Annotated in this window: 10 protein-coding genes; 3 read left to right on the top strand and 7 right to left on the bottom strand. The window is 42.2% G+C overall.

Annotated features, from left to right (window positions below; genetic code table 11):
* Positions 1-185: 185 nt before the first annotated feature.
* Together ACOCD9_RS02575 and ACOCD9_RS02570 are read right to left on the bottom strand one after the other, a co-directional pair.
* Positions 186-890: a DUF2993 domain-containing protein gene (locus tag ACOCD9_RS02575; RefSeq protein ID WP_419546298.1), complete on the bottom strand. Its 705-nt coding sequence runs from the start codon at positions 888-890 to the stop codon at positions 186-188.
* A gap of 150 nt (positions 891-1,040) precedes the next feature.
* Entirely contained in the window at positions 1,041-1,847 is an 807-nt protein-coding gene (locus ACOCD9_RS02570; RefSeq protein ID WP_419546297.1) for a TPM domain-containing protein, read from the bottom strand.
* Positions 1,848-2,421: 574 nt separating this feature from the next.
* On the opposite strand from ACOCD9_RS02570, the gene ACOCD9_RS02565 reads away from it, so the two are divergent.
* Positions 2,422-5,115 (top strand): COR domain-containing protein, encoded by a 2,694-nt coding sequence (locus ACOCD9_RS02565; protein ID WP_419546296.1) that lies wholly within the window; start codon positions 2,422-2,424, stop codon positions 5,113-5,115.
* Between the two features lie 449 nt (positions 5,116-5,564).
* Here the strand turns inward: ACOCD9_RS02565 and ACOCD9_RS02560 are convergent, their stop codons facing one another.
* The 3 genes from ACOCD9_RS02560 to glsA all read right to left on the bottom strand — a co-directional run bounded on the left by ACOCD9_RS02560 (position 5,565) and on the right by glsA (position 7,698).
* Positions 5,565-5,930: a hypothetical protein gene (locus ACOCD9_RS02560; RefSeq protein ID WP_002735843.1), complete on the bottom strand. Its 366-nt coding sequence runs from the start codon at positions 5,928-5,930 to the stop codon at positions 5,565-5,567.
* Entirely contained in the window at positions 5,931-6,290 is a 360-nt protein-coding gene (locus ACOCD9_RS02555) for a YtxH domain-containing protein (protein WP_419546295.1), read from the bottom strand.
* A gap of 391 nt (positions 6,291-6,681) precedes the next feature.
* On the bottom strand, positions 6,682-7,698 hold the full coding sequence (gene glsA, locus ACOCD9_RS02550) for a glutaminase A (protein ID WP_287767373.1): 1,017 nt from the start codon (positions 7,696-7,698) through the stop codon (positions 6,682-6,684).
* A 556-nt stretch (positions 7,699-8,254) separates the two neighbouring features.
* Here glsA and ACOCD9_RS02545 point away from each other — a divergent pair.
* Positions 8,255-9,880 (top strand): ATP-binding protein, encoded by a 1,626-nt coding sequence (locus ACOCD9_RS02545; protein ID WP_149107079.1) that lies wholly within the window; start codon positions 8,255-8,257, stop codon positions 9,878-9,880.
* Positions 9,881-10,012: 132 nt separating this feature from the next.
* Here the strand turns inward: ACOCD9_RS02545 and ACOCD9_RS02540 are convergent, their stop codons facing one another.
* Positions 10,013-10,861, bottom strand: a complete 849-nt coding sequence (locus tag ACOCD9_RS02540) for a carbonic anhydrase (RefSeq protein ID WP_108937450.1) — start codon at positions 10,859-10,861, stop codon at positions 10,013-10,015.
* Between the two features lie 168 nt (positions 10,862-11,029).
* Between ACOCD9_RS02540 and psbN the strand changes: the two genes are divergently transcribed.
* Positions 11,030-11,161, top strand: a complete 132-nt coding sequence (psbN, locus tag ACOCD9_RS02535) for a photosystem II reaction center protein PsbN (RefSeq protein ID WP_002736132.1) — start codon at positions 11,030-11,032, stop codon at positions 11,159-11,161.
* Here the strand turns inward: psbN and ACOCD9_RS02530 are convergent.
* Positions 11,158-14,166, bottom strand: a complete 3,009-nt coding sequence (locus tag ACOCD9_RS02530) for an alpha-mannosidase (RefSeq protein ID WP_419546294.1) — start codon at positions 14,164-14,166, stop codon at positions 11,158-11,160. The genes psbN and ACOCD9_RS02530 overlap by 4 nt on opposite strands.
* Positions 14,167-14,251 lie beyond the last annotated feature (85 nt).

Below are 14,251 nucleotides of genomic sequence, written 5' to 3'. Positions count from 1 at the left end.
TCGCCCCTACAGGACGCGGGCCGATGAAGACGCAAGGTTTTGAAGCACGATTCTCTCAAAATCTTGCACCTGTTTCGCGAGAAAAGCCACAAAACCCTTACCTTGCCTACATTTCACCTTTATTCAGCAAGCCCTAATTAGGGGGGTTAAACTAAGTTAACCCACCAGAATCATCCCGTTTATTTTTAAGGTAAAATCAAAAAACTTCCCTGACAGAAAAGAGTTTGATCGTCGAGAATAAAAGATTTAATCTCCACATCTTTGCCTAAATCGACGGTAAAAGGTTGCAAATCAATAGATAAATCTGGGGCTAAACCTTGCCATTGTCGGGGACTAATCCCTAAAGTGCGGGCATCTTTTAAGGTAATATCAGCAGTAAAAATTACTTCTGCACCTGTTTCTCTATAGCCGAGAAGAGAGAAATAACCCTGATTTAAGAGAACATTTTTCCAGTTAAAACGCTGTTGTGAGATAATTTCTCTGGCGTTAACAATTCCGTTATTTTCTAGGGAAAAAATTAGTAAATCGGCAAAAGCATTAACTAAAATAGTCGAGGCGATCGAATTATTTAAATCCTGCTCGTTAATTTCCACCTCACCGCTAACCCGAATAGGTTCCAAAATTTTTAGGGGTTTCCCTCGCAAAACCTGCCCGATATTAAGACGAATATTTTCCCCTCTTAATTGCGCTTTACCCAGATGTAAACCTTGATAAATCGCTTTTCCTACGGCTAAAAATACCCCGGGGATATAACCGCGCAAAATTTGCCGATCATGACCTTGCAGCTGCATTTCTAAATCTTCTATCTGTTCTACTTGCGTTCTTAAGAACAGACGTACTGCTGGCGGTAAAACCTTACTAATAATCTCACTTTGAGTATTGACCCACATAAACGTTATCTCACTCACTCCACAATGTTTCTAATTGTAACAGAGCTAGATCGATCGAACCATGAGGGGCTGCCGTCAGCTATCAGTTATAGGTAAAAACTTCGCTACTTTCTGATTACTGATCACTGATCACTGAAAAGCCGCTAATTTTTAGGTTTTTGATGCGTTGAGGGAATTAAAACGAGGGGAAAGATAGGCGACTAAAACCCCGAGGGCAAAACCGATTAAATTGCGGAAAAGGGGCAGTAATTCACTGGTGCGAGTAACCACCGGTCCGATGCCAAAAGCAACAAAGAGGATAAACCAGAGGGGAGAGACAATTAAAACCCATTGCCAAGCGAAAACCTGTCCTTCTTTGCGAGGAATACCGGCAAAACCGAAGACTAAACCGCCGACAATTGAGGTAATTAAAGTTAGTATCCACTGTTCCTTCGGTAAACCGGGGACCACCGCACAACCACCTTTAACTAAACAGCCTTTTACCGTGTCTAAAGATTGTACGATCGCATTATTTTCGCCATTTTCCCGAACAAAATACATATTACCGAAACGGGCCTGTAATTCGATCCAAAAAGTGCGGGGTAAAAATTCATAGACGGCATCACCAATACTAAAAGATAGTAGATTACCGCCGCGACCATCGGCCACTAGGAGAATACTTTTATCATCCAATCCCCAGAAATTAATCACGGCCCGGCCGGGGCTGCGGTCATATTGGGTTAAAACTCGCATTTTCCAGCCGGTTTCCCCTTGAAATGTCTCGATATCTCGGATTAATGCCTCTTCCTGTTTTGCGGGTAGATAATTGGCTAAATCAACGATCGGAGTGACTTGATTGGGCAGTAATTCGGGATTATTCACCGCTAGAGCTTGATTTGGGCAGATAATCCAACCCAGACAGCTAATGACACCAATTACAAGAGCGATCGAGATTCCTCGGCAAAAACGATTGAGCATAGCACTTCTAGACAATGAGAATTTTTTCAGCAAGGGTGTAGGCTAACTTTCAGTTTCTTTACACTTATTTACTTTATCTTAAGGGAATTCTCAACTTTAGTCACCCAGTTAGGGACTTGCGCTTTGATAATGTACCTTTTGGGCGAACGCAGTTCGCCCCTACATTAATGTACCTTTTGGGCGAACGCAGTTCGCCCCTACATTAATGTACCTTTTGGGCGAACGCAGTTCGCCCCTACATTGTGGACAAAATCCGTTACTGTAGGGGCGCAAGGAACCTGCGCCCTCCGATCGCCCAGGTTTGCTGATCACCCTAAGTAGGGGGAGAGCCTTTGAGAGTCCCCGCAGCTAAGGGACTTGCGCTTTGATAATATGCCATCTGGCTGGCCTGATTCTTCTACAGAGCGATTTTCTGGCTAGGATATTATTCCCACGCAAGTCCCTTATCGGTCATCAGATGCGAGTTTTCAGTTCACTCTCCAGAAACTCAACTCAAGCTGATGAGGTCTCAACCAGTTGCATTAACCAGATCTTTTGCCAAAATGGAGTAAATATAGTAGCGGGGGGATGGTCAATGACAGCACGGGAAGTATTAGAGTTAATTCAACGGGCAAAAGACGAAAGAGCGGGGGAGTTGGATCTGTCCGACAAAAACTTAACAGAAATTCCCCCCGAAATCCCTCAACTCACCTCCCTGCAATACCTCTACCTCAGAAATAACCAAATCAGGGAGATTCCAGAAGCACTCGCTCAACTCACCTCCCTGCAATACCTCAACCTCAGAAATAACCAAATCAGCGAGATACCAGAAGCGCTCGCTCAACTCACCTCCCTGCAGCACATCCGTCTCAGCAATAACCAAATCAGCGAGATACCAGAAGCGCTCGCTCAACTCACCTCCCTGCAAGAACTCGACCTCAGCGATAACCAAATCAGCGAGATACCAAAAGCGCTCGCTCAACCCACCTCCCTGCAAGTCCTCGACCTCAGCAATAACCAAATCAGCGAGATACCAGAAGCGCTCGCTCAACTCACCTCCCTGCAAGTCCTCTACCTCAGCAATAACCAAATCAGCGAGTTACCAGAGGCACTCGCTCAACTCACCTCCCTGAAAGTCCTCGACCTCAGCAATAACCAAATCAGCGAGACACCAAAAGCGCTCGCTCAACTCACCTCCCTGCAAGTCCTCTACCTCAGCAATAACCAAATCAGGGAGATACCAGAAGCACTCGCTCAACTCACCTCCCTGCAAAACCTCCACCTCAAAAATAACCAAATCAGGGAGATACCAGAAGCACTCGCTCACCTAGTCAACCTGAAGCGATTAGTCCTCGAAAATAACCCGATTACCAACGTTCCCCCGGAAATTATTCGTCAGGGATGGGGTAAAACAATATGGGATGATGGCAATCCGCAGGCGATTTTTAGTTATCTCAAGGATAAAGCTAAACGCCCTCTTAATGAGCTTAAAGTTTTATTGGTGGGGGAGGGGGATGTGGGGAAAACTTCCCTGTTAAAGCGGTTACTGCACAATACCTTTAATTCCGGAGAACCCAAGACCCCCGGCATTAATATTGAAAAGTGGCCACTGCCCCAAAAACCCGATATTCGCCTCAATATCTGGGATTTTGGCGGTCAGAAAGTGATGCAAACCACCCATCAGTTTTTTCTGACTAAACGCAGTCTTTATCTGCTTGTCCTCGACAACCGCAAAAATGAACAGCAAAACCGTCTGGAATACTGGTTAAAACTCATTGAAACCTACGGAGGCAATTCTCCCGTGATTATCGTGGGTAATTGTGCCGATGAAAATCCCCCGCAAGTTAAGATCCGCACCCTCCAGAAAAAATATCCCCAAATCACCAAGCTAATCGCCACTTCCTGTAAAACCGGTGCGGGAATCGAGCAACTTGTGCAGGAAATCGCCTCTCAAATCGATGCTATTCCCCATATCAAAGATCCATTCCCTAATAGTTGGTTTGAGATCAAAACTCAACTAGAAGCGATGCAAAAGAGTTATGACTTTATTTCCTACGAAAAGTATCAGGAAATGTGTCAGACAGCCGAGATTAAAGAGGCCAGCGATCAAAAAAGTTTAGTGCAGTTTCTCCACGATCTCGGTATTGTCCTCAACTACCAAGATGATCCGCGACTGAATGAAACCAATGTCCTGAACCCGGAATGGGTAACTAGCGGTGTTTATGATATTCTCAATAATCACGATTTGATGGTGCAAAAAAAGGGCATTCTTTCACTGCCAGATCTGCAAGATATTCTCAAAAAAACCCAACGTTATCCCGAAAATAAACGCCGATTTTTGATGGATTTGATGGGAAAATTTGAACTCTGTTTTCCCCTTGATGGTTACAGTCCCGATCGCTATCTAATCACCGATCTTCTACCCATCGATGAACCGGATGTGGATAGCTACGAAAACGCACCTTTACACTTCCAGTACCGTTATGATATCCTGCCCGGTAGCATTATTTCCCGCTTTATCGTCCGTAATCACCAGATGATCTATAAAACCATGCGTTGGCGTAGTGGTGTGGTTCTGACAATGGATCTTAATAAAGCTTTGGTGCGTGCCGACGAGGAAGATAACTACATCAGCATAAAAGCCCAGGGTTCCCGTGCTAATGCGCTTTTAGCTATTATTAGGGCAGATTTTGATAAAATTCACGCTACTATCCCTAATTTAGCCGTACAGGAAAAGTTAGTGATTCGAGAATTGCAAGGGGAACAACCCACCGGGGTAGAAGTTCCCGTCGATTATCTCCATCTGATAGAACTCGATCGCCAAGGCAGAGTGGAAGAACCTCTCCCCGGTTTGCGCGGCAAATATAATATCCGCGATATCTTAGAAGGGGTGGAATCTAAGACAGAAAGAGCAAGAGATCTCGATATAAGGGAGGAACGTGGCCGCAAAAGCCGAGAAAATCGCCCTATGAGTCCCAAAACGCCAGAAACTCCCAATCTCCTGAAACCTAGTCTCGCTTTGTTGCTGATTTTAGCTGTGGTTGCTTGTATAGTTGCGGTGATTGCCCATTTTGTGCCAGATTCAAAGCATATTACCAGCGTTTTGACAATTATTGTTATCTTTGTTTTTATTGTCTTTGTGTTATTGCTCTTGACGGGTAAAATCAATCAAACGACCTTTAATCAGCTTTTTGAAGTTTTGTCGCGATTTATCCCTACTTTTAAAGGACAAGAACCAAAAACCAACAACGATGACACCCCCCAAGAAACCCCCAAATCGGAGCAGTAAAGATTTGCTTACCACAGAAAGGTAACTTAGACGAAAAAGTTTACAAATATTTAGGGTTTGCTGAATAAATGTGAAATGTAGGCAAGGTAGAGGTTTTGTGGCTTTTCTCCCGAAACAGGTGCAAGATTCTGAGAGAATCGTGCTTCAAAACCTTGCGTCTTCATGGTTCCGCGTCCTGTAGGGGCGAAGCATTCGGACAATAACTTATCGGTGAAACCGTAGATTTTCTATCCGAATGCTTCGCCCCTACTTTTTCAGCAAACCCTATTTAGGGTTTGCTGAAAAAGTTTGTTGGTGGGGTTAGGAGTTGAGAGTTGGGGTTTTAGGGAGTTGGGGTTTGAGGGTTTTGGGGTATTAGTTGAAATTCTCCTATCTCCCCACACCCTACACCCCACACCCCACACCCCACACCCCACACCCCACACCCTACACCCCACTGCCCCATCTCCTTAACTGCGTTTCCAAGTATTCCAAGCGACTTTAAAACCGATCAAGAGGCGACGGCTGCCACGATCGAGCTTGCTAAGACCAGCTTTAGCACTACCGAGACTGCGATCGACTCCTTGGACAACTTGGCGGGTACTTTTAACCCCTTCATCGATATTGTCGGTTAATTCGCTGATTTCCGCCCCTGTCAGGCGAATTGCTTCTAGAGTCGGGGGAAATTCCCGATGGAGGGTATCGAATAATTTTTCGGCACTCCGGGCTGCCCGGGCTAACTCTTGCAGAGCAGGTAAAGCGGCGATGAAAACCGCCGTTAAACTAACGGCGACTAGCAGTAAAGAACATCCTAGCCAGAAAATAGGTTCGGTCATTTAGTAGTGATTCGAGTGTTGATTATCGCCTTCGGGGGATTCTTGCGAGTCGGGGAAAGGATTGTCCGTGGCTAGACTTTGACTAGCTTCGATTCCGGCTGTCACCGCCTCTTTTAATCTCATTAAAGTATCATCCCAATTACGCCGGGCCGATTCCGATAGGCGATCGGCCTGCAATTGCATCGTCGTGGTCAGATCTTCGGCTAATTCAGGCAAAGCCTGGGCGGATTTTCGCAGAATTCGACGGGTTTCTTTTCCAGATCTCGGCGCTACTAATAAACCCGCCGCTACTCCGATCGCACTGCCCACTAAAACCCCGACGAAGAATAAGCCGCCGTTACCGTTATTTTTATCTGCCATAGGATTGCCCTTGTACTTAATTCCCAATTTTACGAGCAATTACACTTCTCTTGTGCAGTTTCTTCGGCAAAATTTTGGACTGTTGCTCTTGGTAAGCAGCAACAGACCTAGAAGGGATAAATTGAGAAAAAACTAGCGATCAGGGAAAAACCTGATTTTATTGCTGACTTTGAGCCAATAAGGGAGTGAAAAAGAAGAACCTCTGGGAGTCTTGCCGTGTTTCGACCCCAAAGGTTCTTCTTATGCTGAACTTATACTCCTCACACAATAGTAATAATACACATAATCCGCTGCTTTTGTCAAGAGGTTTATGACATTTTTTTCCACAGACCTCTGGCCAAATTAATTTCCTGGGATCGGTAGGCGCTCTTGTCGGGGACAGCTATCAATATCAACTATTACCTTCAAGCCACGTTTTTAAATCTCGTTCTGGTTTAGCCACATTGAATAAATGTAAACCAAAATCCTCTGAAATATCTTGACAAATTTTCACTCCTCTGATGCTGTTGCCTTTTTCATCTAAAAGGGGCGAAAAAGTCCCAATTCCCAACTGATGGGGAACTACTGCCGTAATTCCGCCCCCGACACCGCTTTTTGCTGGTAATCCTACCCGATAGGCCCATTCTCCCGAAGCGTCGTACATTCCACAGGTAAGCATAACACTGATCACATCTTGAACGTAGTGTTCATCGATCGCCCGTATTCCTGTGATTGGGTTGACACCTCCATTAGCTAAGGTAGCAGCCATCAGAGCTAAATCGTGAGCATGGACGAGGATGGCGCATTGTTGACAGTAAAGATCGAGGGTTTCTTCAATTTTATCGCTAACCATGCCAAAATTTAGCATTAGATAGGCCATGGCCCGATTGCGATTGCCGGTGGATTTTTCCGAGAGAAAAACGGGGACATTAATCTCGTGATCCCTGCCGGTATAGCGTTTAAACATTTCTAAAATACGTTTTAGCCTTTCCGTGGCATTCTGTCCGGTGATTAAATCCGTAGTAGCGATCGCACCAGCATTAACCATAGGATTATAGGGACGATTGGTTTTTTCATCGAGAATAATCGAGTTAAAAGCTTCTCCGGTGGGTTCAACACCGACTTTACTATTAACGTATTCCCTTCCGTGATCTTCTAGAGCTAATCCAAAGACAAAAGCTTTAGAAATTGATTGTACTGTAAAGGTTTGCTGACAGTCTCCCACCTCAAAAATCTGACCATCAGTGCTAATTACGGAAATACCAAACCATTCTGGAGCTGCTAGGGCTAATTCCGGAATATAATCGGCGATCTTACCCGTCTGTAAATCAGAGTATTTTGCGTGCAGATAGTTAAGATAGTTCCGAAAAGGATAGACTAACTCTTGCTCGGAATTGACGGGACTAATAAAATCTTTTGGGGAAGCCATAGAGGAGTATAGCAGTTATCCTAATAATGAGTGACAAGGTTGTGGTTTTGGGGAGTCAGTCCCCAGTATTGAGGAGACGATGCCCAATGAATTTATCTTTGAGCTTGATGGGAACCCCTATAAATTATTCCATGATTTGACGAGCAAGGGACAAAATATTCAAATATTGAGATTTTGTAAAAGTGTTATGATCTAGTAAGCTATTCGTAACTGCTTGTTTCGGGTGCCGCCCCCTTTGCCATGCTTAGAGTGCTTCGGAAATTTAGATGCTGAACAGCTTAATTATACTCTGTAAGTATCTTGACAATCGAAAACGTTTTGAGATATGATAATTTAGTCATACTATATATTGATACACTTCAATCTCCAATTAATTTTTTACTTAACTAAGCAAATATGGCGGATTCAGGACTGGTCTGGTACATTCTCCACGCCGAAAGGCTTATCCAATAAGGGGTTGTCTGTGCCAGATGGATAGAGGAACCGCCGTAGCTGTTGTATCATACATTCAATAGTTCTTATATTATTGTGAACTGACATTTTCTCCTTGATTAATATGCAATTTGAAGTATCTCAGATAACGCAAGAGCAGTTAAACAAAATTCTCCAGATAAAAGAAGGCCACTTTCTAGATTTAAAGTCAATAGATATTAAACCAGCTAAATTAAGTAGATCTATATCTGCATTTGCCAATGCTAGTGCAGGAGATATTTACATTGGAATTGACGAAGATGATAATAGACAAGGCAAGAAAATCAGAAATTGGCGTGGTTTTGATGATCAAGAAGCCGCCAATGCACACTTACAGCTTTTACATGAGATTTTTCCTGATCGTAATGGTTATGATTGTATATTTCTGGAATCTCAAGAAGTCTCTGGCTTAGTTTTACAATTCACGATTCATAAATCACGAGAAATTGTTTATGCTTCTGATGGAAAGCCGTATATTAGGCAAGGCGCACAAAATTTACCTGTAAACGATCCTCAAGGTCTAGATAGATTACGACTAGATAAGGGTATAAACTCCTATGAAACACAAACCATAGATGTAGAATCAGATGTTATTGTTGAATCAGAAACAATAAAAAAGTTTATTACTTCTGTTATTCCAAATTCTATGCCAGAGACATGGGTAAAAAAACAACAATTACTAAAATATGGTAAGCCGACAATAGCAGGTGTTCTTCTGTTTTCTGATGAGCCTCAAGCAATTATACCGAAGCGTTGTGGTATAAAAATATATCGTTATAAGACAAAAGAATTAGAGGGTACAAGAGAAACTCTAGCTTTCGATCCAATTACAATCGAGGGGTGTTTGTACGTTCAAATACAAAATTCCGTATCTAAAATTATTGAAGTAGTACAAGAAGTTTCTAAGATGGGAAAAGAGGGACTAGAATCAATAAAATATCCTCAAGATGCTATTCATGAAATTGTTACAAATGCAGTATTACACAGAGACTATAGCATAGTATCAGATGTACAAGTCCGTATTTTTGACAATAGAATTGAGATCGAAAGTCCAGGCAAATTACCAGGACATATTACTGTGGAAAACATTTTAAAAGAGCAATTTGCAAGAAATGGAGCTATAGTTAGGATTATTAATAAGTTTCCTGATCCTCCCAATAAAGATGTGGGAGAGGGATTAAATACAGCTTTCCAGGCAATGGCTAAATTGCGATTAAAACCACCAGAAATATGCGAAAGAGAGAATTCTGTGATCGTCTCTATTAAACATGAACACCTAGCTTCTCCAGAAACAACTATAATGGATTATTTGAATGACCATCAAGAAATTACCAATAAGAAGGCTCGACAAATAACTGGTATTACTTCAGAAGGAACCATCAAAGGCGTGTTTTATAGATTGCACAGAACAGGATTAATTGAACTGATTCCAGGAAGACCAAAGTGTAAGGCTTCTTGGTGTAAAACTGGAACTTTTAAAAATCAAGACGAAAATACCAAACCAATGGAGGATTTATATCCTGAGTACGAAAAAAAAATCCTTGAATATCTAGACGATAATGAAGAAATAAATAATCGTCAAGCACGGGAAATACTCGGAATTGATGCCAGTAAAGCCAGAAATGTTTTCAATAGATTGCGAAACAAAAGCCTTCTTGAAACTGTTCCTGGCAAACCTCGCAATAAGTCAACATGGCGCAGACTCAAATGATTCTGATGGGAATAAACTCAAAGGCCGTAGTAACTTGATGATAGCATAGAAGCAGAAACCGATTAAAACTATGTTCTTAAAACTCTAGAGACGTTAATAGGCACATCTCTAGAGAATTTCTGTAATCCCTAATTAACTTCTCGAACCGCGATAAATGCGATCAGCTTGGGACGGTTCTAAATAAGTATAGCCCGGTTTTTGGGTTGAGGAGCCATTCTTTTTGGCCACAGTATTAACCGCAGGAGTCGCTTTTTTTACCTCCGCGTGAGTCCTGATATAATCCTCAGAAATCTTGAAGGGATGACTATTGGGAAGATGACGACTAGAGGGTAAATTGTCTGCTGCTTCGGGATGGGTAATTTTACTATGGGGAGCGACAAAATCGTGTAGGATGGGATCGTAGGCTAAAATTTCGCCGGTTTCAATCCGAAAAATCCAACCGTGTAGGGACAATTTACCCTGATGTAATCGGGAACGAATAATTGGATAGCTTTGCAAATTACTTAACTGATTGAGAACATTTTCTGCTACTGTCACCTCGATCAGTTCTTCTCCTTCTAGTTCTTTGTAATTATCCTTAACTAAACGTCGAGTAGCTTCTGCTTGTTTTAACCAATCGTAAACTAAAGGCATTTCATCGGCCAGACTCTGCAATTTTAGCAAACCTTTCATCGCTCCACAATGGGAGTGACCGCAGATAATCACTTGCTCGATGCCGAGAGCGTTGATAGCATATTCTATAGATGCACCCTCACCACCATTGGTTGCTCCGTAGGGAGGAATTATATTTCCCGCATTACGAATTACGAATAATTCCCCCACCTCCGCTTGGGTAATTAGGTTAGGATCGATACGGGAATCGGAACAGGTGATAAACAGGATTCTCGGTTTTTGTCCGTGGGAGAGTTGCTCAAATAATTGCCGATGTTCATCAAAATAACCACTCTGGAACTTTTCTAGTCCCTGTAGGAGTTTCTTCATAATAATTTTTCTGGTTTAGTTTGATCGCTATTTACTCGATCCTTTCAGCATTATCGGGCATGAGATAACAGCAATGCAACCGGCCAGATTAGCGATCGTTATCGGCGGCGAGATCGGTTATATTTTGTTAAGATAAGATACAGACTGTATCTAAGCAAATTTTATTCTATGGAAACTGCAACAATTTTGGGTGTTTCGATCGCTGCCGCTTTGGTAGGGATTACCGCTTTAGCTCTTTATACCGCTTTTGGACCGCCGGCAGCAGAATTAAGCGATCCTTTTGAAGATCACGAAGATTAATTCTTTAATAACCATGTGGCTATCTGCCAAGGAGAAATTTGCTCCATAGGATCGATCGCTTTTTCTAAACCATCGATCGATTCTTTTATTGTTAATTGTAATTGATTGGCAAAATCAATTACAGCGTTTTCTCCCTGACATTCATAGACGCGCATTACCCAACCCCGAGAGGCTGTTTCACTTGGTTTGAAACTCATTAAAATTAAGTTATCGGCCGAGAATTTTAACCATTGTGCCACGGGTGGCAACTGGGTTGATCGAGAAGAATTATTAATAAAAATAACGTTGACAGGTGAGTTTAACTGCCAAGCGTGATGGACAGTTTTCGCCGTTTTCCAGTTACCTTGATGGGGATATATTGCATAGGTAAATTCTTGGTTTCCCATATCCGCCTCGGGATCGGGCCATCGGGGACTTCTCAACAGAGTTAATCGCAGTTGCTGGTTAGTAGCATCATAGCCATATTTATTATTATTTAAAAGACTTACACCATAGTTTGCCTCTGTATCGGTTAAATCCGCCCATTTATGGGCGTAAACTTCCCATTTTGGCGATTCTGGTTCGTGATCACGCTCGATCGCACCACAGGCAATTTCATAGGTGGTAAAATCGCTGTTTAGGGTGAGAGGAAAAGCGGTTTTTACCAAAGTATGTTCTTGCTGCCAATTAACAATAGTTTTAATCTGGAGCATAGGAGCATCTTTTTCTAAGATATAATCTTGACAAAATTCCGAATCAGCTAAACTTCTGATCACGCGAATCTGCCAGCGCAAGGGACCACATTCTAAGCATTCGATCGATTTTAATACTGTTTTAGGTAAGGTATATTGTTGATAATTCGGATCGATATTCCAAGCGTCCCAATATTGTCCTTGATCTTTAAATGCCTGTAATTGATTACCGGCAGCTTGCAGGATTTCTTTTTGATTAATTATATCGAATATACTATCTATATCCCCCGTTTCCGAGTTAATAGTAACTTTAAGCAGTCCATTATCTAAAATAAATTGGCAGTTGGTTAAATTTTGCTCGGCTGCTTGCTGATTGGCAACTAACCAAAATAACTTATAACCCACAGAAGGAATATTTTCAGCGAGAAATAATAGCTGATTGTCGTGGGATAATTGCGAAAGACAAAGACAATTATTCAAGTCATAAACCGAACAATTGACAGATTCTATCGCTAAAGAGATAACCTGGGTTCTTTCCCAGTTAAGAGAATTAAAAACTAGAAAAGGCTTTGCTTGGGGATGGGGGGGATTAGGCAAATTAATTTGATTAGCAATTGCCTGTAAAGCTTGATCTAAAATTGCTTCACCTGTGGTGATAACTTGCCGCCATAACTGATTAGCATCCCTAAATACTTCGGGGATAGAAGTACCCGGCAGTATATCATGAAACTGATTTAATAAAACCTTTTTCCATGCGGATTCTATCTCGACTTTCGGATAGGGAATCTCTAGTAAAATATTAGCCAGAGAAGACCATAGTTCCCCTTGATACAAGAGGATTTCACAGTAACGATTATAAGCCTTTTGGTCGGCGTGGGTAGTATAACAACCCCGATGGAATTCTAGATATAATTCATCATCCCAGATAGGGAGATTACTTGTCTCCAGACTGTCCAGATAGGTTGTTGCTTGGCTAAATTTTAACTGGGGGAAAAAAGGAGATTTTTGCCAACGTTGGGCCACCTCTAACATATCACGAGTCGGACCGCCGCCATGGTCGCCAACACCGGGCAGCCAAAAAATATCTTTTAAGCCGGTTTGCCGTTCCCAATTGAGAGCATGATCGGTCATAATAATTGGGTTAGTATCCATAACTCCGGCAACATTGGGAGGAGACATGAGGGAAAGAATTTTACTGCCATCGGGAGATTGCCACCAGAAAAAACCGTGGGGAAATTTAGTCGTATCATTCCAATGGAGTTTCCCAGTTACAAAATATTTGATGCCAAAGGATTTAAGAATTTGTGGCAATTGGTAGGGAAACCCAAAGGTATCCGGCAGCCAAGCAGTTTCAGTGATTTGCCCAAATTTTTCTTGAAAATATTGTTGTCCATAAAGCAGCTGTCGAAATAGGGATTCCCCGGAGATTAAATTGACTTCTGGTTCTACCCACATCCCGCCCAAAAGTTCCCAAGATTGCCCTTTATATGCCTCTAGAATTGCTTGAAATAGGTCAGGATGATGTTTTTCTATCCATTCGTAAATTAGGGGACTAGAATGACCAAATACTAGGTTAGGAAAATCTTTTTGCAGATTTAAAACCGAGATAAAAGTGTTTTTTGCTACTTGCCAAGTTTCTGCCAACGGCCACAACCAAGCCAGATCCAAATGTGCGTGGCCGAGAAGATGAAAACTGCGTTCTTTGAGAGGTTTAGCGAGGGGTTGTAGGGATTGACGAATTGATTCTAGGGATTGATTAAATCTATCTTTGTTGGTGACATTATCCCAGTCAATATTATCGAGAGTAGCGGTAAAAGCTGCTAAGTTTTCAGGATAAAAAGTTTGTAGATAATTATGGAGGATGGTTAATTCATCAGCAACAAAACTAGGATCGATCGCTTGGCTATATTCATAGATTAACTGCGATTTCATCAAACCACCAATATCATGATTGGGACTGACTAAACGCAGAGTAACAAGAATTTCTTGACCAGTAGAGACCGAGTTAGAAAGTAAAATGCGCGTGGAAGAATCAAAGAGATCTCCTGCTTGGATAAATTGATTATTAACATAAATTTTGACATCTTCCGCCCACCAAGTTAAGATTAATCTCAGTTCCATTCCCGCTAAAGGATAACCGGCTAAATGTTCGGGGACAATAATTTTTTGAGTTAGATATTGGATTTGTCTGCCGGCCGGCCAAATAATGTATTGTTTTTCATTGAGGGTGACGGGTTGAATTGGTTTTCCCGCTGCTGTAGCGATCCACCAATTTTTCTGAACATCTCTGCGGGTGAGGTGAGACAGTTTAGCGATGTTGTCTAGGGGAGACATGAGCCAACAAATAAGTTAATTTTGACTATTTTAGGCGATCGATGTCTAATTGGGCTAGGGGAGAACTTATGTTAACGCCATAGTG

Origin of the sequence: Microcystis sp. (genome assembly GCF_048564745.1) — a bacterium.
GTDB lineage: Bacteria > Cyanobacteriota > Cyanobacteriia > Cyanobacteriales > Microcystaceae > Microcystis > Microcystis ichthyoblabe_A.
The sequence above is the reverse complement of the archived record's forward strand: the minus strand, read 5'-3'. Positions and strand labels throughout refer to the sequence as shown.

What these genes read in the sequence shown, in the direction of transcription:
- ACOCD9_RS02540 (WP_108937450.1), bottom strand. Translation starts at nt 10,861, where the DNA reads ATGAAGAAACTCCTACAGGGACTAGAAAAGTTCCAGAGTGGTTATTTT.
- ACOCD9_RS02555 (WP_419546295.1), bottom strand. Translation starts at nt 6,290, where the DNA reads ATGGCAGATAAAAATAACGGTAACGGCGGCTTATTCTTCGTCGGGGTT.
- ACOCD9_RS02575 (WP_419546298.1), bottom strand. Translation starts at nt 890, where the DNA reads ATGTGGGTCAATACTCAAAGTGAGATTATTAGTAAGGTTTTACCGCCA.
- ACOCD9_RS02545 (WP_149107079.1), top strand. Translation starts at nt 8,255, where the DNA reads ATGCAATTTGAAGTATCTCAGATAACGCAAGAGCAGTTAAACAAAATT.
- ACOCD9_RS02565 (WP_419546296.1), top strand. Translation starts at nt 2,422, where the DNA reads ATGACAGCACGGGAAGTATTAGAGTTAATTCAACGGGCAAAAGACGAA.
- ACOCD9_RS02530 (WP_419546294.1), bottom strand. Translation starts at nt 14,166, where the DNA reads ATGTCTCCCCTAGACAACATCGCTAAACTGTCTCACCTCACCCGCAGA.
- ACOCD9_RS02560 (WP_002735843.1), bottom strand. Translation starts at nt 5,930, where the DNA reads ATGACCGAACCTATTTTCTGGCTAGGATGTTCTTTACTGCTAGTCGCC.
- ACOCD9_RS02570 (WP_419546297.1), bottom strand. Translation starts at nt 1,847, where the DNA reads ATGCTCAATCGTTTTTGCCGAGGAATCTCGATCGCTCTTGTAATTGGT.
- glsA (WP_287767373.1), bottom strand. Translation starts at nt 7,698, where the DNA reads ATGGCTTCCCCAAAAGATTTTATTAGTCCCGTCAATTCCGAGCAAGAG.
- psbN (WP_002736132.1), top strand. Translation starts at nt 11,030, where the DNA reads ATGGAAACTGCAACAATTTTGGGTGTTTCGATCGCTGCCGCTTTGGTA.